Consider the following 18,319-nt stretch of genomic DNA (forward strand, 5'->3'; position numbering starts at 1 on the left):
GTCTGTTCCTTGTTTTGTTCCTCGGGCTATCACTTCCCGGCCTTCTTCGGCTGATACGTACACAACGGCTCCTCGGCCAGATAATGGCCGCTCATGGTCTGGGCCCGGGCCCGGCATCCGGCGCAGACCTTGTGAAATTCGCAGACCCCGCACTTGCCATGGTAGGTCTTCTGGTCGCGAAACTCCAGGAACTGTTTCGACTTCCTCCAGATTTCCGGAAATGGTGTGGTCCGGACCTGACCGCAGTCCAACTCCAGATAGCCGCAGGGCTGAACCTGGCCGGTATGGGAGATGAAGCAGAACCCCGTGCCGCCCAGACAGCCCCGGCTGACCGCGTCCAGGCCGAAGTTGTCCATGGTCACCGGAATGCCGTCCTCTTTGGCTCGCTGGCGCAGGATGCGATGGTAGTGGGGCGCGCAGGTGGCCTTGAGCTGCATTTTGGTGGTCTTGCGGAAATCATAGAACCAGTTGAGCACCTCTTCGTATTCCTCGCCGGAAATCACCTCCCGGCCCAGGTTCGCGCCCCGGCCCGTGGGCACCAGCAGGAAAATATGCCACGCCGCCGCGCCCAGCTTTTCGGCCAGGTGGAAGATCTCCTTGAACTGGCCCAGGTTGTTCCGGGTCACGGTGGTGTTGATCTGAAAGGGCAGGCCCACGTCCTTGAAGTGCTCGATGGCCCGCAAGGCTCCGTCAAACGCTCCCTGCACCCCCCGAAAGACGTCGTGACTGGCGGCGTCCGGCCCGTCCAGGGAAATGCTGGCCCGCTGGATTCCGGCCTCTTTCATCTTCCGGGCCACGTCCGCGGTGACCAGGGTGCCGTTGGGGGCCATCACGCAGCGCAGGCCCTTGGCGTCGGCATAGCGGACCAGCTCGAAGATGTCCGGCCGGAGCAACGGCTCCCCGCCGGTGAAAATAATGATCGGGTCCCCGACCTCCGGGAAGGTGTCGATCAACGCCTTGGCATCCTCGGTGGAAAACTCGCCCGGATACGGCTCCATATGCGCCTCGGCCCGGCAATGCTTGCAGGCCAGGTTGCAGGACCGGGTCACTTCCCAGGCGATCAGGCGACAGGGCGGCGAGCCGTCGGGCAGGGTTTTGGGCATGCCCGAGAGGCCTTGTGGATGGCCGACGGGATGGCCTTGCGGATGATCGGAAGGATGCTCGGAAGGATGCTCGGAAGGATGCTCTGGCGAGCGGGCACCATGAGGGATGCTTTGATTTTTATTCATGGAGTGGGAGTGCTGCATAGTGTTCAGGATATGAAAGATGAATTAAAAAGATTGGAGCACAGTCAGGAAATTCGTATCCTGTAGTATTCTGGGTTTCTATGTTGATGGGCAATACACGTTATCAATATGTCCGTACTGTCAAAAACATATAATACGAGATAAGGGAAACGCTTGATATTGCATCTTCTTGTATTTTGTCCGATCTTTCGCCACATTTCAGGATTAGCGGCAATACTATCTACGGCATCAAGAAAAGATGCGTAAAATTGGTCGCCAAGTCCCGAAACCTCGCCGTTGTAATAGATGGCAGCATCTTGGAGCTCTTGATCGGCTGGTGGGATGAGAAGAACGCTCATTGTTCCATTTTTGCACGGATTTGGTCTAAGGATATGCCTTTAAGCAATCCCTGCTTATAGGCCAGATATCTCCTTTCTGACTCTTCAATCCACTTTTGTTCAATACTCTTGTCTGGAGGATTGAGACTGTCCAGAAGGGTCTCTACAAGATGAATTTTTTCTATAGGCTTCAGGCATAATGCTTTTGTCGTGACTTCTTCGATCATCATAAGCAACTCCTAAAAAAATATCGCTTTTGAGCGACACCCTAAGCCGAGAGATTGTTATCATCTTTGCCAGTTCAACACATTTTCGGCGAAATACGTCAAGATCAGATCTGCTCCGGCCCGCTTGATGGAGGTCAGTGTTTCCAGGACCACGGTTTGTTCGTCGATCCAGCCGTTTGCCGCCGCGGCCTTGATCATGGCGTATTCGCCGCTGACCTGATAGGCGGCCAGGGGCACGTCCGTGGTTTCGCGCAGGTCGCGGAGGATGTCCAGATAGGGGAGAGCCGGTTTGACCATCAGCAGGTCCGCGCCCTCGTCCAGGTCGGCCAGGGCTTCCCGGAAGGCCTCCCGGCGGTTGGCCGGGTCCATTTGGTAGGTCTTACGGTCCCCGAACTGGGGTGGGCTTTCCGCTGCCTCCCGGAACGGGCCGTAGAAGCCTGAGGCGTATTTCACGGCGTAGCTCATGATCGGCAGGTGGGTGAAGCCTCCGTGGTCCAGGGCTTCGCGGATGGCCAGCACCCGGCCGTCCATCATGTCCGATGGCGCGACCATGTCCGCTCCGGCTCGGGCATGGGACAGGGCAACCTTGGCCAGCAGCTCCATGGTCGGGTCGTTGAGCACCTCATCGCCGGAAACCAGGCCGCAATGGCCGTGGGAAGTGTATTCGCACAGACAGACGTCCGTGATCACGCACAGGTCCGGGTAGGAGCGCTTCAGGGCCGTCACGGCCCGCTGAACGATTCCGTTTTCCGCCCAGCCTTGAGAGCCAGTGGGGTCCTTGGTCTTGGGGATGCCGAACAGGATGCAGGCCGCAAGTCCCATGTCCACGGCCCGGCCCACCCGTTCCACCAGCTTGCCCAGGCCGAGCTGACTCTGTCCGGGCATGGCCCCGATGGGCTTGGCGAAATTCGGGTCATCCGTGTCCACGACGAAATAGGGCTGGATCAGGTCGTCGCGGGAAAGGGTCGTTTCCCGCACCAAACCGCGCAATGTGGCCGTCCGCCGCAAGCGGCGTCCTCTGTGGAAGATCATAATATCCCGTCTTCTTTTGGAATCAAGAAAGATGCAAAGCGTCTCGTCAAAGCCTTGCGTCACGCAATGGCCAGCCCGGCAATTTCCTCGTCCGTCAGATAGCAGGCAGGGTCCGGGGCCCAGATGTCGCCGTGGTATGCTTCGGAGCGGGCGCGGAAGTTGCCTCCGCAGACGCTCAGGAAGCGGCAGGTGGCGCACCGTCCGGTGACGTGGGCCTTCTTGTCCTTCAGCTTGGCCAGCAGCTCGATGCTCGGGTCCATCCAGATTTCCGAGAACGGGCGTTCCAGGACGTTGCCGAAGGTGTGGTTGCGCCAGAACTGGTCGGCGTGGACTTGGCCGTCCCAGGAGATGCAGCCGATGCCCCGGCCGGAATTGTTGCCCTCGTTGAAGGAGAGCAGTTCCCGGACCTCCTCGGCCCGCTTGGGGTCTTCCTGGAGCAGGCGCAGATAGATCAGCGGCCCGTCGGCGTGGTTGTCCACGGTCAGGACTTCCTTGGGCATCCCGGCGTCGAATAGGGCCTTGGTCGAGTCGATGATCTGGTGGACCACTTCACGGGTCTGGCCGTGATCCAGATCCTCGTTCATCAGATCCGAGCCCCGGCCGGAGTAGACCAGATGATAAAAACAGATTCGCGGGACTTCCAGATCCCGGATCAGGTCGAAGAGAACCGGCACTTCCTGAACGTTGCGCTTATTAATGGTGAACCGCAGGCCGACCTTCAGTCCCTCGGCCTGACAGTTGGCGATGCCTTCCAGGGCTTTCTTGTACGATCCGGTCACGCCGCGGAAACGGTCATGGACTTCCTCGCCGCCGTCCAGGGAGATGCCCACGTAGGACAGGCCGACGTCCTTGAGTTCCTTGGCTTTTTGCTTGGTGATCAGGGTGCCGTTGGTGGAGATCACGGCACGCATGTCCTTGGACACGGCGTAGTGGGCCAGTTCCACCAGATCCTTGCGAACCAGGGGTTCGCCGCCGGAAAAGAGCATCACCGGGGAGCCGAAAGCGGCCAGATCGTCGATCATGGTCTTGGCTTGAGCCGTGGAGATTTCGTCCGTGCCGTCGGGATCCACGGCCTGGGCGTAACAGTGGACGCATTTCAGGTTGCATCGCCGGGTCATGTTCCAGACCACCACGGGCTTTTTGTCCTGGGAGAATTGGAGCAGATGCGAGGGCAGCTTGCCGGAATGCCGTCCGTAGCGCAGTGCGTCGGATGGTTCAATGGTTCCGCAATAGAGTTTTGATATACCGATCATGGTTTCCTCTTCAAAGATTGATGGCAATGAAAATGAAAAAAGAAAATATAGGTCATTTTGCTCCGGAAGGCAAAAACAGCCCATGCGCGGAGTGGATTGGGGATAAGGCCAAACAACCGCCTTGACAAGGCCCGAGTGAGTTGAGATTTTCCCAGGTCTCCCCGGATTGCCCTCGTCTTCACGGCTTTCCTTCCGCCCTTGTCCGTGTGTGTCGAAAAAAACTCATTGAAAACAACCATTGAGGTGCCTCATGGTCTACTACATTCATCCGCTTTGGCAGTTCGCGGCGACCATTCTCGCCGTGTACGTATTTTACCTGGGATGGCCGCGGCTCATGGCCGCTTTTTCCGGCAAAAAGGCGGCATTTCTTTGGAAACGCCATGTATCCCTCGGCCTGATCACGCTGACGGCTCTCCTGATCGGCTTGATCGGCGGCGCTGGGGTCACGGCGCATTACTGGGGAGGAACCGGCTATACCCAACATCATTATTGGATCGGCCTGGCCATGGGGCCGCTGATGATATTCGGGCTCGTCAGTGGATTGCTGCTGGACAGGCACAAGGGAAAGTATAAAAGGCTGCCTGTTCTGCATGGGCTCAACAACGCCGTCGTCCTGTTCCTGGCCCTGGTTCAGACTTGGACCGGGCTTAACGTCATCCGCTTCTTCATCCTGGATTGAGCTGTCCGGAATTATTGATTCGTAGACCCCTGAACTCCACATTATGAAGTACCTTCCCGCCCAAATAGTTGCCTTGTTGCAAAAAAAATCCGCTAAACGAGACCTGCGCGTTTTATTCAAGTTTTTGCTGGTTCTCGTGTTGCTGGTGTCAACCTACAGTATCCTGTTTCATGTGATCATGATGTACCATGAGGATCGGTATTTTTCATGGATTACAGGAGTCTACTGGACATTTGTCGTCATGTCCACATTGGGTTTCGGCGACATCACGTTTCATACCGACTTAGGTTTTATTTTTTCCTTGATCGTCCTCCTCTCCGGAGTTGTCTTTCTGCTGGTCATGCTGCCTTTCACCTTTATTCAGTTTTTTTATGCTCCCTGGCTGGAGGCCCAGTCAAAATCCAGGGTGATCCGGACTCTTCCCGAGGATACGGAGAACCACGTCATCGTCGTGGGCGTTGATCCCATTTCATTGAGCCTGGATAGCAAGCTCAAGCAATACAATCGCAAGTGCTATCTTGTTGTCGAAGACCAACAGGTCGCCCTGGGATTGTATGAGCAGGGCTACAGAGCCGTGCTCGGCGAGCTGGACGATATTGAGACGTATCGCAAGATTCAAGCCGACAAGGCCGCGTTGATCGTGGTGAACAGCGGAGAGGACAAAATCAATACCAATATCGTTTATACCCTGCGGGAGCTGTGCGAAAAAACGCCTATCGTTTCCAACGCTTCGGACGATGACTCCGTGGACATCCTGGAACTGGCCGGCAGCAGTCATGTCTACCAGTTCACCAAAATGCTCGGGCAGTCCCTGGCCCGGCGGGTCCTGGGCGTGAGCATGCGGGCGAACATTATCGGCCGATTCGACGATCTGCTCATCGCCGAGGTCCCGGCCATGCGCAGTTCGTTGGAGGGCAAGACCATTCTGGAAAGCCGGTTGCGGGAGCTGACCGGGATCACCGTGGCCGGGGTCTGGGAGCGGGGCAAGTACAAGGTGCCCTTGCCGGACACCATAATTTCCGCATCCACCGTCCTTGTCCTGGCCGGATCGGATCAGCAGTTGGCCGTGTATGATGAAAAGTTCGGCGGCTACGCGACCAGCGAAGCGCCGGTGTTGATCCTGGGCGGCGGACGAGTCGGCAGGGCCGCGGCGGATACGCTCAAGGCCCGCGGCGTGGCCTACAAGATTGTGGAAAAAAACGTTCGTGCCATCAAGGGCGCGGAAGACGAATATGTCCACGGCAGCGCCGCGGACCTGGACACCCTGCGCAAGGCGGGCATTGACACCGCGCCTTCGGTGATCGTGACCACCCACGACGACGACATGAACATCTACCTGACCATCTACTGCCGACGGCTCAGGCCGGACATCCAGATCATCACCCGGGCCACGCTGGACCGGAACATCTCCAAGCTGCACCGGGCCGGAGCCGACCTGGTCATGTCCTACGCCTCCATGGGCGTGACCAGCATTACAAACTATCTGTTGCAGGACAATACCTTGATGGTTTCCGAAGGGTTGAACATCTTCAAGATGCCCGCACCCAAAAAATTGGTCGGGAAAACACTGGAGCAAAGCAATATTCGCCAAAAGACCGGTTGCAACGTGATCGCCATCGACAATAAGGGCCAACTGAACATCAACCCTTCACCAGGCAGCTCTATCGATCCGGACACGGAATTGATCATGATCGGCAACGCTGAGGCGGAACAGTGTTTCATGGGATCGTTCACCAACGGGGACTGAGCGAACTGAAGCCGCAACAGGCGGTGGCCCCTTTTTTTTCAACCTGAACCTTGACCTGACATAAAGGAGCACAGAAATGCGCCAATCTTCGCCCGGAGTCGCCAAAGAGGGCCTGCCGTATATCGGACTGGGGGCCTTCGTGACGTTGATCCTGGCCGTTCTCGGCTGGGGAGTTCCGGCATTAATCGTCCTGATTCTGACGATCCTGACCCTGAATTTTTTTCGCGACCCGGAACGGGTCACGCCCCAGGAACCGGGCCTCGCCGTAGCCCCGGCTGACGGCAAGATCGTCTTCGTCGGTCCCGCGGTCGATCCGGCCACAGGGCAGGTGCGGACAAAGGTTTCCATTTTCATGAACGTGTTCAACGTGCATGTGAACCGGACTCCGGTGACCGGGCGGGTGGAAAGGATAACCTACTTTCCCGGAAAATTCCTGAACGCGGCCCTGGACAAGGCGTCCGAGGACAACGAACGGAATCAGTTTCGGGTCGTGGACGAGCACGGCCACGGCTGGACCGTGGTCCAGATCGCGGGCTTGGTGGCCCGCCGGATCGTGTGCTGGGCCGAAGAGAGGGATGAGGTGGCTCGTGGTCAACGTATCGGGTTGATCAAATTCGGCTCCAGGGTTGACCTTTACCTGCCTGATGCATATGAAGTTCGTGTGACGAAAGGGCAACACACGTGTGCCGGCCTGACCGTCATAGCCGAATTGAAAGACCAACAACCCAAATCCGAGTCCTTGTGAACCGTCCGAATCAGCCCATCTGCAAAGGGGTCTACCTCCTCCCCAACCTTTTCACCACCGCCAGCCTGTTCTCCGGCTTCCTGGGGATCATCTGGGCCATCGAAGGGCAGTTTTTGTATTGCGCCCTGGCCATTCTGGTCAGTTGCGTCCTGGACGGCATGGACGGCATGGTCGCCCGCCTGACCCACTCCACCAGCGAGTTCGGCGTCCAGCTGGACTCCCTGGCCGATCTGGTGGCCTTCGGCGTTGCCCCGGCGATCATGGTCTACATGTGGCAGTTGCAGGAATATGGTCGTCTGGGCTTGCTGGCCTCCTTCCTGATCGTGGCCTGCGGCGCGCTGCGACTGGCCAGGTTTAACGTCCAGTCCGGAAAGATCTCCCAGAAGTACTTCATCGGCCTGCCCATTCCCGCCGCGGCCTGCGTCCTGGCGACCCTGGTCCTGTTCAGCACCCAGTCCCCTGCCTTTATCGAAGACATGTACGGCACGATCACCCTGGTTTTGGTGTACGTGCTCTCCTTTTTGATGGTCAGCCGGGTGCGCTATCCGTCCTTGAAGGAATTCGACGGCATGCGCAGCCATCCGTTCCGGACCACCGTGGCGGCCATGCTGATTTTCGTGGTCATCGCTTCCGAGCCCAAGGTTTTGGGATTCCTGTTTTTCTTGACCTACCTGTTCTCCGGGTTGATCCTCTCCTTCCTGATTCTACCCTATCGCAAAGTCCGTCTGCTACGGGAGTCCCCTCATGAACTCCCGTAACCAACCCCCCACCCCCTCATAGTTTTTCTTGATTTCTTACCTTGCTTCGTGAACAGTTCGCGGTGACGCGATGTTGTTCCGAAAATGAGCGCGATTTTGTGGCTTATGAAATTTTAACCGCCCGTTTCGCTCAAGGCACGGAGGACGCCAAGAAGATTTTTCGGCTTCCGCTGGAAAGATGCGGAAGCCGAAAGCTCCACGCCTGTCGGCGACAAGGAACGAGAGAATGGACGTCAATGCTATTGGGAAAGACATTGTCCACTGTGCGATCAAGGTTATTAAACGAATGTTTTTTACACCCCGTCTGAGGTGAAGCAACTTTTTTAAAAGGGCATCTTTCCTGCGCTTTTTAAATGTTATTCTTGGTGCCCTTGGCGTCTTGAGCGACCAACGGGAGCGGGCGGTTTAAAGCCTATTCTGGTTACGTAAACATGAACTAATTCAACTGCAAAATATTCTAACATACTGAGGATATCATGAGCGATTCACGAGTGCTTTTCTTCGATACCACGTTGCGCGACGGCGAACAGTCGCCCGGCGCGACCATGAGCATGCCGGAGAAAATCCGGTTGGCCCGGCAGTTGGAAATTTTGGGTGTGGACATCATCGAGGCCGGATTTCCCGCCGCCAGCCAGGGGGATTTTGAAGCTGTCCAGGCCATCAGTCGGGCGGTCAAGGATTGCCAGGTGGCTGGGCTGTGCCGGGCCACGCCCGGGGACATCGACCGGGCCTGGGAGGCCATCAAGGATGGCGCTAACCCGCGCATCCACACCTTTTTGGCCACCTCGCCCCTGCACATGGAGTACAAGCTGCGCAAGTCCCCGGATCAGGTGCTGGAAATGGCCGAAGCCGCGGTGCGTCACGCAGTGAAACACACCTCCAACGTGGAGTTTTCCGCCGAGGACGCCTCCCGGTCCGAATGGGATTTCCTGGCCACGGTGGTGGAGCGGGTCATTGCCGCCGGAGCCAGGACCATCAATATTCCGGACACCGTGGGCTATGCACAGCCCGACGAGTTCGCCGCACTGATCCGCTACCTGCTGGAAAAGGTGCCCAACAGCGACCAGGCCGTGTTCAGCGTGCACTGCCACAACGACCTGGGACTGGGCGTGGCCAACACCCTGGCTGCCTTGCGCGCCGGGGCTCGGCAGGCCGAGGTGACCCTGAGCGGGATCGGCGAGCGGGCCGGTAACGCGGCTTTGGAAGAGGTGGTTATGGCCCTGAACGTACGCAAGGACGTCTACAACCTGACCACGACCATCAAGACCGAGCAGCTTTTTCCTTCCTGCCGCCTGCTGTCCCTGGTCATCGGTCGTCCCATCCCGGCGAATAAGGCCGTGGTCGGGGCCAACGCCTTTGCCCATGAGTCCGGCATCCATCAGGACGGGATGCTCAAGCATCGCTCCACCTATGAGATCATGACCCCGGAGAGCATTGGCCGTTCAGGCACGGAAATGGTCCTGGGCAAGCATTCCGGACGACACGCCCTGAAGAAGCGGCTGGAGGAACTGGGCTATCGGCTGGACGAGGATCAAGTGGACTTGGTCTTCCAGGCCCTGAAGCGCCTGGCGGACAAGAAGGAACAGATCGCCACCGAGGACATTGAGGCCCTGGTTCTGGAGGAAATTTACCGTATCCCTGACAAGTACAAACTGGTCTATCTGAGCGTGCTTTCCGGGAACATGGCCATTCCCACGGCGGCCATGAAGCTGGAGGTGGACGGCCAGGAGAAGCAGTTGGCGGATTTCGGCGTCGGCCCCATTGACGCGGTCTTCCACACCATTGCCAAGCTCTGCGGCCGGGACCCCAAGCTGTTGCAGTTCTCGGTCAACGCCATCACCGGGGGCACGGACGCCCAGGGCGAGGTGACCGTACGCATCGAGGAGAAAGGGGCTTCGGCCGTGGGCCGGGGCGCTGATCCGGACATCATCGTGGCCAGCGCCAAGGCCTATCTGAACGCTTTGAACCGCATCGCCAAAAAAACGGAGGAAAAAATATGCCCCAGACCTTAGCCGAAAAAATACTCCAGGGCCGCACCGAGGAATCGATCACCGGACCAGGCCAGATCGTCCGGACCCGACTGTCCTCAGTGCTGGCTAACGACATCACCGCGCCCCTGGCCATCAAGTCATTCGAAGCCATGGGTGCGACCAAGGTCTTTGACCCGGAAAAGGTTTTCCTGGTCTGCGACCATTTCACCCCGAACAAGGACATCGACTCGGCCCAGCAGGTCAAAGTGGTTCGGGATTTCGCCCGCAAGATGGGCGTTGTCCATTTCTATGACGGCGGCGAATCCGGGGTGGAGCACGCCCTGTTGCCGGAGTTGGGCCTGGTGGGCCCGGGCGACGTGATTGTGGGCGCGGACAGCCACACCTGCACCTACGGCGGGCTGGGGGCCTTTGCCACGGGCATGGGCAGCACGGACGTGGCCGCGGCCATGGCCCTGGGCGAAACCTGGTTCAAGGTGCCGCCCACCATCCGGGCCTCCTTTACCGGGGCCATGCCCGAGCACCTGGAGGCCAAGGACTTGATCCTGCTGCTGATCGGCAGAATCGGCGTGGCCGGGGCCACCTACAAGGCCCTGGAGTTCGACGGCCCGGTCATCGCGGCCATGGACGTGGAAGGTCGGATGACCATGGCCAACATGGCCATCGAGGCCGGGGGCAAGGTCGGGCTGTTCGCCGCGGACGACAAGACCCTGGCGTATGCCAGGGCCGCCGGGCGAACCGATGCCGTAGCCATTGCCGCGGACCCGGGAGCGGCGTACGAACAGGAGTTGACCTTCGACGTCTCCGGCCTTTCGCCCCAGATCGCCTGTCCGCATCTGCCGGACAACGTCAGGTCCGTGGAGGAAGTGGCGGACGTAGCCGTGGATCAGGTGGTCATCGGCTCCTGCACCAACGGCCGGATCAGCGACCTGCGTCGGGCCGCGGCCCTGCTCAAGGGCCGCAAGGCCGCCAAGGGCCTGCGGTTGATCATCCTTCCGGCCACGCCGCTGATCTACAAGCAAGCCCTGCGCGAGGGCCTGCTGGAGATCTTCATGGACGCCGGGGCCGTGGTCGGCCCGCCCACCTGCGGGCCCTGCCTTGGCGGACACATGGGCATCCTGGCCTCCGGCGAAAAGGTCCTGGCCACCACCAACCGCAACTTCAAGGGCCGGATGGGCAGCCTGGAAAGCGAGGTCTATCTGGCCGGAGCGGGCGTGGCCGCGGCAACGGCCATTGCCGGGCATATCTGCCATCCTGCTGAAATCGTGGGGAGGAAGTAACATGAGTTATACAGGAGCGGCCCGCAAGGTCGGAACCAATATCGATACGGACGCCATCATCCCGGCCCGGTTTCTGGTCACCACGGACCCATTGGAACTGGGCAAGAACTGCTTCGAGGGTCTGGAGCCGGGCTGGATCAACCGGGTGCAAAAGGGCGACATCCTGGTGGCCGGGCCTAACTTCGGCTGCGGCTCTTCCAGGGAACACGCGCCCATCGCCATTCTCGGCGCGGGCATGCCCGTGGTCCTGGCCCACAGCTTCGCTCGGATCTTCTACCGCAACGGCTTCAATATGGGTCTGACCCTGCTGGAAATCGGCGACGAAGTGGACGGCATCAGCGAAGGCGACCGCCTGGAGGTGGACCCGGAAAAAGGCCTGATCCGCAACCTGACCCAGAACAAGGACATCCCCTGCACCCCGGTTCCGCCGTTCATGCGGGAAATCCTTGCCCAGGGCGGCCTGGTGGGGTACGTGCGCAGGCAGATGGCGGAGGCGGACGGTTGAAGGCTGAAGGTTGAAGGCGGAAGTTGGGAGCGGAAGAACGGTGAGCGCGGTAGAAAACCGTTGAACCCCTGAACCGTGAACCGTTGAACCTTAATCAATATTCATGAACCTTATTGAGGAGAAATCACCACATGCGCAGTTACAACATCGGCTGGTTCCCCGGGGACGGCATCGGGCCGGAGGTGACCATGCAGGGCCGCAAGGTGCTGGACGCGGCCGGAGGAATATATGGATTCAAGATCAACTGGCAGCACATTGATCTGGGCGGGGAACGTTACCTGAAGACCGGGGAACTGGTTCCGGACTCCGTGCTGGAGGAGATGCGCGGCCTGGATTCCATCTATCTCGGGGCCATCGGCCATCCGGACGTCAAGCCGGGCATCCTGGAGCAGGGGGTTTTGCTGAAACTCCGGTTTGCCCTGGATCAGTACATCAATTTGCGCCCGGTGAAGCTCTATCCCGGCGTGGAATGCCCGCTCAAGGACAAAGGGCCGGAACAGATCGACTACGTGGTGGTCCGGGAGAACACCGAGGGCCTGTACGCGGGTAGCGGCGGATGCCTGCGTCAGGGCACCAAGCATGAAATCGCTGTCCAGGAGTCCGTGAACACCTACATGGGTGTGGAACGCTGCCTGCGCTACGCCTTTGAATTAGCCGCCTCCCGGCCGCGCAAGAAGCTGACCCTGTGCGGCAAGACCAACGTCCTGACCTTCGCCTTCGGCCTCTGGGACCGGGTCTTCCACGAGCTGGCCAAGGAGTTTCCCCAGGTGGAACTGGACTACGCCCATGTGGACGCCACCTGCATGTGGATGGTCAAGAACCCGGAATGGTTCGACGTGATCGTCACGGACAACATGTTCGGGGACATCATCACCGACCTGGGGGCCATCACCCAGGGCGGGCTGGGCATTGCCGCGGGAGGGAACATCAATCCTGAGGGCGTGTCCATGTTCGAGCCCATCGGCGGTTCGGCCCCGAAATACGCCGGGCAGGGCAAGGCCAACCCCCTGGCCGCGATCCTGGCCGGGCAGATGATGCTCGTTGAACTTAAAGAAGCCCAGGCGGCCCAGGCCGTGGAGCAGGCCGTGATCAGGCTGCTGCCCTCCATGGCCAGCCAGGCCGCGGGACGGATGGGCATGACCACGGACGAGGTTGGCGATCGTGTGGCCGAGGGCGTGGCTTAAACTTCCCTTCCATCTTCTGGAGGACGGTCTGAACTGGTTTTTGCAGACCACGTACGGCACCGTCCTCCAGTTTCTGAAAAATCAGCTTTCCAGCCACGCATCCGCGGCGGCGTACTACTTCCTGTTGTCCATTGGGCCGCTGATCCTGGTGGTCGTCTCCATCCTGAACACCTCGCTGATCAACCATCCGGAATTGACCGCGGAGCTGTTCGCGTTTCTGGCCGAGTTCAATAAAGAATTGAACGAGGATTTTTTTCGGCGCATCGGAATCCTGGAAACCCAAGCCGCGATCAGCGGATTGGGACTTTTAGGAGTGCTCTGGACCAGCAGGTTGATCATCAGCTCCATCCAGAGCGCCTTTGGGGTGATCTTTCCCAGCGATCGGTCCAGAAACTTCGTCTGGAGCAACCTGCTGTCCCTGGTCCTGGTCCCCGGCGTCCTGACCCTCTTGCTGTTTTCCGCGCTGACCAACGTGATTTTGCGCTTTCTACACGGCAAGTTGGAGGAATTTGCCTGGCTGATCCAGATATATGATCTGCTCTTGTCCCTCTCCGGCTTCGTCGTGCCCCTGGCCCTGGTCTTCGGCCTGATCTTCATCTGCTACCGTTTTCTGCCCCTCTCCAAGCCAAAAATCTGGCACGCGGCCCTGGGCGCGGGACTGTGCACCTTGTCCATCCACGGCCTGAAGCTGGCTTTTTTGCAGTACGTCACCCTGGCTTCCTACAACTACTTGTATGGTTCCCTGGGCGCGGTAATTTTCCTGCTGCTCTGGGTCTATCTTGTTTTTCTGTTGTTTTTCCTCTTCGCCCAGTTCGTGGAAGTGGCCGGCCGGGTGGACATCCTGGCCCTGGACCGGATCATCGCCCCCCAGAACAATTCCACCGGAATCGGCGGGCGAATGGAAGGCAGACTTTTCGGCTCGTCCCGGCGTATTTTTTCCAAGTACGCCCAGACCGTACCGGAGGAAGAGGCCATCTATCGCCAGGGCGACCAGGGTCGGGACATCTACTACCTGCACTCCGGCAAGGTCGCGCTGTTCGGCGAAAAACCTACGCCGGATTCCAAGCCCCTGGCCGTCATCGAACCGGGACACTTTTTCGGCGAAACCGCCTACCTCCTGGACCAACCCCGCCTCTCCACGGCCCGAGCCGAAACCGACTCCGAACTCCTGCTCCTTTCCGCCAATACCTTCGAAGGCCTCCTGGCCCACAGCCCCGCAGTATCCCGCAAAATCATCAGCTCCTTGGGCCTGCGGTTGAAACAAGCGACGAAGGCGGTTAAAGCGTCGTCCGGCACGGAAAGCGGGCGTCAATCAGAAATAGATGCATAATCCGCTCGTGGATTCCAGATGGCGGTTCGCGAACCGTCCCTGCAATGAAGAAATACCCAGTCTACAACTGGGTGGACTGAAGGGGATTTTCACTCACATCACTCACATGAGGGCGATCACACTTCTTGACCTTGTCGTTTGTGCGATGGTAACTTCATAGAAAAGATGTTACCAGTGGAATCATAACCTGATGAAATATGGATAAGGTCTTTTCAGGGGTGGTCATGCTGCACCCATTTTTATATAAACAAAGCAATAACGGAGGTTTACGGTGACTCGACTGCCTTTGCTTCTCGTATTCTTTTTTGTGGTTTTCGCGATGGGCTGCGTTACATCCCCACACTTGCAAAAAGGTGATGAGTTTTACGCTGGCCAGGATTATGTTCAAGCACTACGTTATTATGAACTGGCACTGACGGAAGTGCGTGACGGAGCCGCTCGAAGGGATCTGGAAGCCAAAATCAAAGCGACGCGAGACAATCTCGTCAGAATGAGCTTGGCCAAAGCCGATTCCCTGGTGCAAGCAGCTCAACCGGACAAATTGGGTGCGGTGAAGCAGGCTATCGCCGAACTGGAGCAAGCTCGCTCCTGGGACAACGAGCAGAGAGCGATTGAACAAAAAATCTCACGGTATCGGAAAAATATTGAAGACCTGGAAGCCGAGAAGGTTGAATTTCGCGATCTCGCTCTCCAACAGGTCGCGGCCTTTGAATTTCCCAAGGCGTTCGAAACGACACAAAAGGCCGTCGCCATTGATGCCGGGGATGAGGAACTGCGAGACATTGCCGGAAGAATCGTCGGACTCCAGGAACTCAACAACGTCGTGATCAACGCCGTGAATAACAACCAGATCGATCAGGCCATGGCCTCGTTCGAGGAGATGCGTCAAACCTCGCCCATTGCCTTGGCTTTCGCGAATTATCCGCTTCGTACCAGCATCGTCGAACAGGTGCGCCGTCGTTTGACCCAGATGGAACTGGAGAACAGATGGTACGGCGCATTTTTGATGCTCAGCTCCTTGAATCTCGAGGAATTCGCCGCGGAATTGCAGCGAGTCCGTTCCGCCGGGGCCCAATATTATTACCAGCGTTCCTCGGTGGTCATTCTGGACAGCGGCGACTATCACCACGCCTACATACTGGCTCTGTTGGCCAGCAAACTGGACGATAGCGATATTCGAATTTTTCGACGATTGCAGGAAGCCCAAGACCAGGTCAGCAGGAGCATTCAGAGCTATATTGCCGTATCAACGTTTGATCCCCCGTCAAATGACCCCGACGCGGGAAGGCAATTTTCCGACTCCCTGATCAGCTACCTGTATTCGGTGCTTCCTTATGGAATTAATATTCTGGAGCGGGATAGAATCGACTTCGTGCTTCAAGAGCAGCGTTCAGACAATCTTTCTGCAGGACAATTGTTGGGCGTGGATTTGATGGTAACGGGAGGGGTTTCCTTGTTCCGCGTAGACACCAACATCGACAAGCGTACCGCCACGGCCAACGTCAAGGTGGGCGACGAGATGGGGCCGAATCCGGAGTACCAGCAGATGGTGAATACATACGGGACAAACACGCAGACATGGCCGCATGTTCCACCGATGATGATTTCCCGGGACAGAATGCAGTTGATGAGCTACACCCGAGGCACAGCGGAAACCCGAGGATTTGCCAAGGTTAGTGTCCGTATTTTCGATACGGACAAAGGCGCGATTTCATTTGTTAAGGATTTTGACGCCAACCTTGGGTTTGAAACGGAGTTCCAGGATGAGCTCAAGGAAGCCGGCATCGAGTACAAGCCCATGCGTCTGCCTTCCGAAACCGAAGTCAAGGAAAAGATGCGCCGGGAGATCGTAGCGCAGGTGGCCGAGGTGGTTCAGGCCTCTTTTGAAGCCCGTGAACATCGCTTTTTAAATCAAGCTCAGTTTTTCATGGACCGTCGTGAACCGCAAATGGCGATTCGTCCGATAGCTCAGGGATACTACTATTGCATTCGGGACGGCATCCCCGAGGATAATCCGGCTTTTGTCCAGATCCTTCGTATGTTGCCGGAATTGGCCGAGAGCTATTTCAGCGTTTCCCAGATGTTTGTGTCGGAACCCGGGAGCGAACAATTACCCAACGACACGGAGTAGCCTCCCATGCGCAGGAACGTCATCGCCATCATTCTTTTTTGCCTTGCTTTAAGTGCCGGATGCAAAGGGCCATATGCCCCCGTGGCCCATAGGCCAGGCGTTGAACCAATGCAGCACTCCCAGCGTATTGTCATCCTGGACCGCAACGTGCGCAATGCTCTTCTGTACGTCAATTCGGTCCAGAAACGCCTGCCTGGCGGGCAGATTCTGGTCCAGGCCAACTTCCAGAACCGCTTCCCCAGGGACGATATCTGGGCGGACGTCAAGGTGGAGTTCCTGGACGAGTACAACATGCTTGTGGATCAGACCGAATGGATGCCGACCCATTTCCCGGCCTGGCAGGTGACCATGGTCCAGGGGTCGAGCATCAGCCCGAAACCGATCAAGCATGTCATGCTGCTGCGTAACCTGCGCACGCGGGACGGCAATATCCGGGGGACTTTTGGGACCGTTTTCGAGATGCCCTGGTTCCAGTCCGTGGTGCCCAATTAACCGATGAACCGCCTGTTTTACGGGAGAGCCAGCATGCTGAAAAGCGGATTTGCCTTCTTCCCCGTCCTGTTGCTCGGCATGGCCTTTGGACTCTTCGGCTGCGCCTACGTCGAGGACGTGCCTCAGAGGGATGTCCAGTACATCGAAGTCCCTTACTCCGGTCAGGTTCCGGGCCACGTTGCCCAGGATATGGAGCGGCAGTACCCCCGCGGATTTTGGGAGGATCGGCCCGTGGCTCTCGGGGATCAGATCGTGGTCGCGATCAAGGAGTTCACGACAAACCCACCAACGCCGGAGGCGAATCCCCCTCAAGCGGATCTCGGTGTCGTCCTGGCGGATATGCTTGCCGACGCCCTGGTCAATTCCGGCCAGGTCCGCGTCGTGGAGCGTGAACAGATGACCGCCCTGCTGTCCGAGTTTGAGATTTCACAGTCGGGATTGACCGCCACCCCGCAAGGATACCAGCCCGGGATGATGCACACGGTTGACTATGTGATCACCGGGGGGGTGTCCCTGGTCGGCGGACAATTACGAGTGGAGGCCAGGGCGCTGGAGGTCTTATCCGGGCAGATCGTTGCTTCGGAGTCCATGATGGTCGGCCAGATCAATCCCGGTGTGGCCAATGCCTTGGCCGGAATGCTGTTGACGACGCTTCTGCGAAGATAGGAGGGGAGAATGGCTTTATTTTATCAGAATAGACTTGCTGTCATTTTTTTCATGGCCTTGCTGCTGAATGCCGGGTGCGTGATGCGTGATCCTCAACCAGTCGCCGATTCCCGAGTGGCGCCGACGGCTGTTTTGCCGGGAGCCATTCTGGACCAGATCCAGGTGGAGGATATCCGCGTGGCGGCGGACACCATGGCCAGGGATATCGTGATGCAGGAATTTCTGTACACTGGGAGAAACGTTCCAGTTGTGGCCATTCGGCCCATCGAGAACAAGACGGATTTGACCATTGACCCGGAAATTTTTCAGCAAACCATGCGCGTCAAACTGATGGAAAATGCCGGTGGGCGGATACTTTTCCGGGACGATGCCAGTCATCTGTACACTGTTGAAGAGCGTATGCGGCAGTCCGGCCGGGTCCAGATTTCCACCACCACGACTCGAACCCGAACGACCGCCCCGACCCAGGTCGGGCAGCCCATCCGGGTCACCGAGCAGGGACAGCAGGACACGACCATGACCGAGACCGGCAGCGTCTCCCAGCGTGTGGCGGATATCGACTATTTCCTGACCGGGCTGATCTATTCCACCACGGAAGTGGCGGCGCAAGGGGCAGCCGAGGGAATGCGCTACTTTCAGTTCCAGTTTCGCCTGACCAACGCCCATACGAACATCATCATGTGGGAAAAGGAATATCTTGTGAAACGTCAGGCAAGGTTCAATTAAATCAATCTTGAA

18 protein-coding genes are annotated in these 18,319 nt (G+C 58.0%); 13 read left to right on the forward strand and 5 right to left on the reverse strand.

What is annotated here, in order from left to right; genetic code table 11:
• Positions 1-29: 29 nt before the first annotated feature.
• From ahbD to ahbC, 5 genes are all read right to left on the reverse strand, one after another.
• A complete protein-coding gene (gene ahbD / locus C6366_RS01595) occupies positions 30-1,229 on the reverse strand; it encodes a heme b synthase (RefSeq protein ID WP_107735730.1) in 1,200 nt (399 codons plus the stop codon).
• Positions 1,230-1,291: 62 nt separating this feature from the next.
• Positions 1,292-1,585, reverse strand: a complete 294-nt coding sequence (locus C6366_RS20610; protein WP_107735603.1) for a type II toxin-antitoxin system RelE/ParE family toxin — start codon at positions 1,583-1,585, stop codon at positions 1,292-1,294.
• Positions 1,582-1,794 (reverse strand): addiction module protein, encoded by a 213-nt coding sequence (locus C6366_RS01605; protein WP_107735604.1) that lies wholly within the window; start codon positions 1,792-1,794, stop codon positions 1,582-1,584. The genes C6366_RS20610 and C6366_RS01605 overlap by 4 nt, the downstream gene beginning before the upstream one ends.
• A gap of 57 nt (positions 1,795-1,851) precedes the next feature.
• Entirely contained in the window at positions 1,852-2,823 is a 972-nt protein-coding gene (gene hemB / locus C6366_RS01610) for a porphobilinogen synthase (protein ID WP_107735731.1), read from the reverse strand.
• 59 nt (positions 2,824-2,882) lie between these two features.
• Positions 2,883-4,076: a 12,18-didecarboxysiroheme deacetylase gene (gene ahbC, locus C6366_RS01615; RefSeq protein ID WP_107735732.1), complete on the reverse strand. Its 1,194-nt coding sequence runs from the start codon at positions 4,074-4,076 to the stop codon at positions 2,883-2,885.
• Between the two features lie 250 nt (positions 4,077-4,326).
• Between ahbC and C6366_RS01620 the strand changes: the two genes are divergently transcribed.
• From C6366_RS01620 to C6366_RS01680, 13 genes are all read left to right on the forward strand, one after another.
• Positions 4,327-4,755 (forward strand): DUF4079 family protein, encoded by a 429-nt coding sequence (locus C6366_RS01620; RefSeq protein WP_107735605.1) that lies wholly within the window; start codon positions 4,327-4,329, stop codon positions 4,753-4,755.
• A 43-nt stretch (positions 4,756-4,798) separates the two neighbouring features.
• Entirely contained in the window at positions 4,799-6,502 is a 1,704-nt protein-coding gene (locus C6366_RS01625) for a TrkA family potassium uptake protein (protein WP_107735606.1), read from the forward strand.
• Between the two features lie 76 nt (positions 6,503-6,578).
• Positions 6,579-7,247, forward strand: coding sequence for a phosphatidylserine decarboxylase family protein (locus C6366_RS01630; protein WP_107735607.1), 669 nt, complete (start codon positions 6,579-6,581; stop codon positions 7,245-7,247).
• A complete protein-coding gene (gene pssA, locus C6366_RS01635) occupies positions 7,244-8,005 on the forward strand; it encodes a CDP-diacylglycerol--serine O-phosphatidyltransferase (protein WP_107735608.1) in 762 nt (253 codons plus the stop codon). The genes C6366_RS01630 and pssA overlap by 4 nt, the downstream gene beginning before the upstream one ends.
• A 476-nt stretch (positions 8,006-8,481) precedes the next feature.
• Positions 8,482-10,017 carry a 2-isopropylmalate synthase gene (locus C6366_RS01640; protein ID WP_107735609.1) on the forward strand — a complete coding sequence of 512 codons (1,536 nt, stop codon included), beginning with the start codon at positions 8,482-8,484 and terminating at the stop codon, positions 10,015-10,017.
• Positions 10,002-11,273, forward strand: coding sequence for a 3-isopropylmalate dehydratase large subunit (locus tag C6366_RS01645; RefSeq protein WP_107735610.1), 1,272 nt, complete (start codon positions 10,002-10,004; stop codon positions 11,271-11,273). The genes C6366_RS01640 and C6366_RS01645 overlap by 16 nt, the downstream gene beginning before the upstream one ends.
• A gap of 1 nt (position 11,274) precedes the next feature.
• Positions 11,275-11,778: a 3-isopropylmalate dehydratase small subunit gene (locus C6366_RS01650; protein ID WP_107735611.1), complete on the forward strand. Its 504-nt coding sequence runs from the start codon at positions 11,275-11,277 to the stop codon at positions 11,776-11,778.
• Positions 11,779-11,909: 131 nt separating this feature from the next.
• Entirely contained in the window at positions 11,910-12,962 is a 1,053-nt protein-coding gene (locus C6366_RS01655) for a 3-isopropylmalate dehydrogenase (protein ID WP_107735612.1), read from the forward strand.
• Positions 12,940-14,292, forward strand: coding sequence for a YhjD/YihY/BrkB family envelope integrity protein (locus C6366_RS01660; protein ID WP_158269594.1), 1,353 nt, complete (start codon positions 12,940-12,942; stop codon positions 14,290-14,292). Before C6366_RS01655 ends, C6366_RS01660 begins: the two co-directional genes overlap by 23 nt.
• 490 nt (positions 14,293-14,782) lie before the next feature.
• On the forward strand, positions 14,783-16,423 hold the full coding sequence (locus C6366_RS01665; protein ID WP_146164738.1) for a hypothetical protein: 1,641 nt from the start codon (positions 14,783-14,785) through the stop codon (positions 16,421-16,423).
• Between the two features lie 108 nt (positions 16,424-16,531).
• A complete protein-coding gene (locus C6366_RS01670) occupies positions 16,532-16,915 on the forward strand; it encodes a hypothetical protein (RefSeq protein WP_146164739.1) in 384 nt (127 codons plus the stop codon).
• A 33-nt stretch (positions 16,916-16,948) separates the two neighbouring features.
• On the forward strand, positions 16,949-17,581 hold the full coding sequence (locus C6366_RS01675) for a CsgG/HfaB family protein (protein WP_158269595.1): 633 nt from the start codon (positions 16,949-16,951) through the stop codon (positions 17,579-17,581).
• A gap of 9 nt (positions 17,582-17,590) precedes the next feature.
• Positions 17,591-18,307 carry a hypothetical protein gene (locus C6366_RS01680; protein ID WP_107735617.1) on the forward strand — a complete coding sequence of 239 codons (717 nt, stop codon included), beginning with the start codon at positions 17,591-17,593 and terminating at the stop codon, positions 18,305-18,307.
• Positions 18,308-18,319 lie beyond the last annotated feature (12 nt).

The sequence above is a fragment of the Desulfonatronum sp. SC1 genome, from assembly GCF_003046795.1.
Classification (GTDB): Bacteria; Desulfobacterota; Desulfovibrionia; order Desulfovibrionales; family Desulfonatronaceae; genus Desulfonatronum.

Bases quoted from the DNA above. Each gene is read 5' to 3' on its own strand.
- C6366_RS01620 (WP_107735605.1), top strand. From the start codon at position 4,327: ATGGTCTACTACATTCATCCGCTTTGGCAGTTCGCGGCGACCATTCTC.
- C6366_RS20610 (WP_107735603.1), bottom strand. From the start codon at position 1,585: ATGAGCGTTCTTCTCATCCCACCAGCCGATCAAGAGCTCCAAGATGCT.
- ahbD (WP_107735730.1), bottom strand. From the start codon at position 1,229: ATGAATAAAAATCAAAGCATCCCTCATGGTGCCCGCTCGCCAGAGCAT.
- C6366_RS01645 (WP_107735610.1), top strand. From the start codon at position 10,002: ATGCCCCAGACCTTAGCCGAAAAAATACTCCAGGGCCGCACCGAGGAA.
- C6366_RS01640 (WP_107735609.1), top strand. From the start codon at position 8,482: ATGAGCGATTCACGAGTGCTTTTCTTCGATACCACGTTGCGCGACGGC.
- C6366_RS01655 (WP_107735612.1), top strand. From the start codon at position 11,910: ATGCGCAGTTACAACATCGGCTGGTTCCCCGGGGACGGCATCGGGCCG.
- ahbC (WP_107735732.1), bottom strand. From the start codon at position 4,076: ATGATCGGTATATCAAAACTCTATTGCGGAACCATTGAACCATCCGAC.
- C6366_RS01605 (WP_107735604.1), bottom strand. From the start codon at position 1,794: ATGATGATCGAAGAAGTCACGACAAAAGCATTATGCCTGAAGCCTATA.
- C6366_RS01625 (WP_107735606.1), top strand. From the start codon at position 4,799: ATGAAGTACCTTCCCGCCCAAATAGTTGCCTTGTTGCAAAAAAAATCC.
- C6366_RS01680 (WP_107735617.1), top strand. From the start codon at position 17,591: ATGGCTTTATTTTATCAGAATAGACTTGCTGTCATTTTTTTCATGGCC.
- C6366_RS01670 (WP_146164739.1), top strand. From the start codon at position 16,532: ATGCAGCACTCCCAGCGTATTGTCATCCTGGACCGCAACGTGCGCAAT.
- C6366_RS01650 (WP_107735611.1), top strand. From the start codon at position 11,275: ATGAGTTATACAGGAGCGGCCCGCAAGGTCGGAACCAATATCGATACG.
- C6366_RS01675 (WP_158269595.1), top strand. From the start codon at position 16,949: ATGCTGAAAAGCGGATTTGCCTTCTTCCCCGTCCTGTTGCTCGGCATG.
- C6366_RS01665 (WP_146164738.1), top strand. From the start codon at position 14,783: ATGAGCTTGGCCAAAGCCGATTCCCTGGTGCAAGCAGCTCAACCGGAC.
- hemB (WP_107735731.1), bottom strand. From the start codon at position 2,823: ATGATCTTCCACAGAGGACGCCGCTTGCGGCGGACGGCCACATTGCGC.
- C6366_RS01630 (WP_107735607.1), top strand. From the start codon at position 6,579: ATGCGCCAATCTTCGCCCGGAGTCGCCAAAGAGGGCCTGCCGTATATC.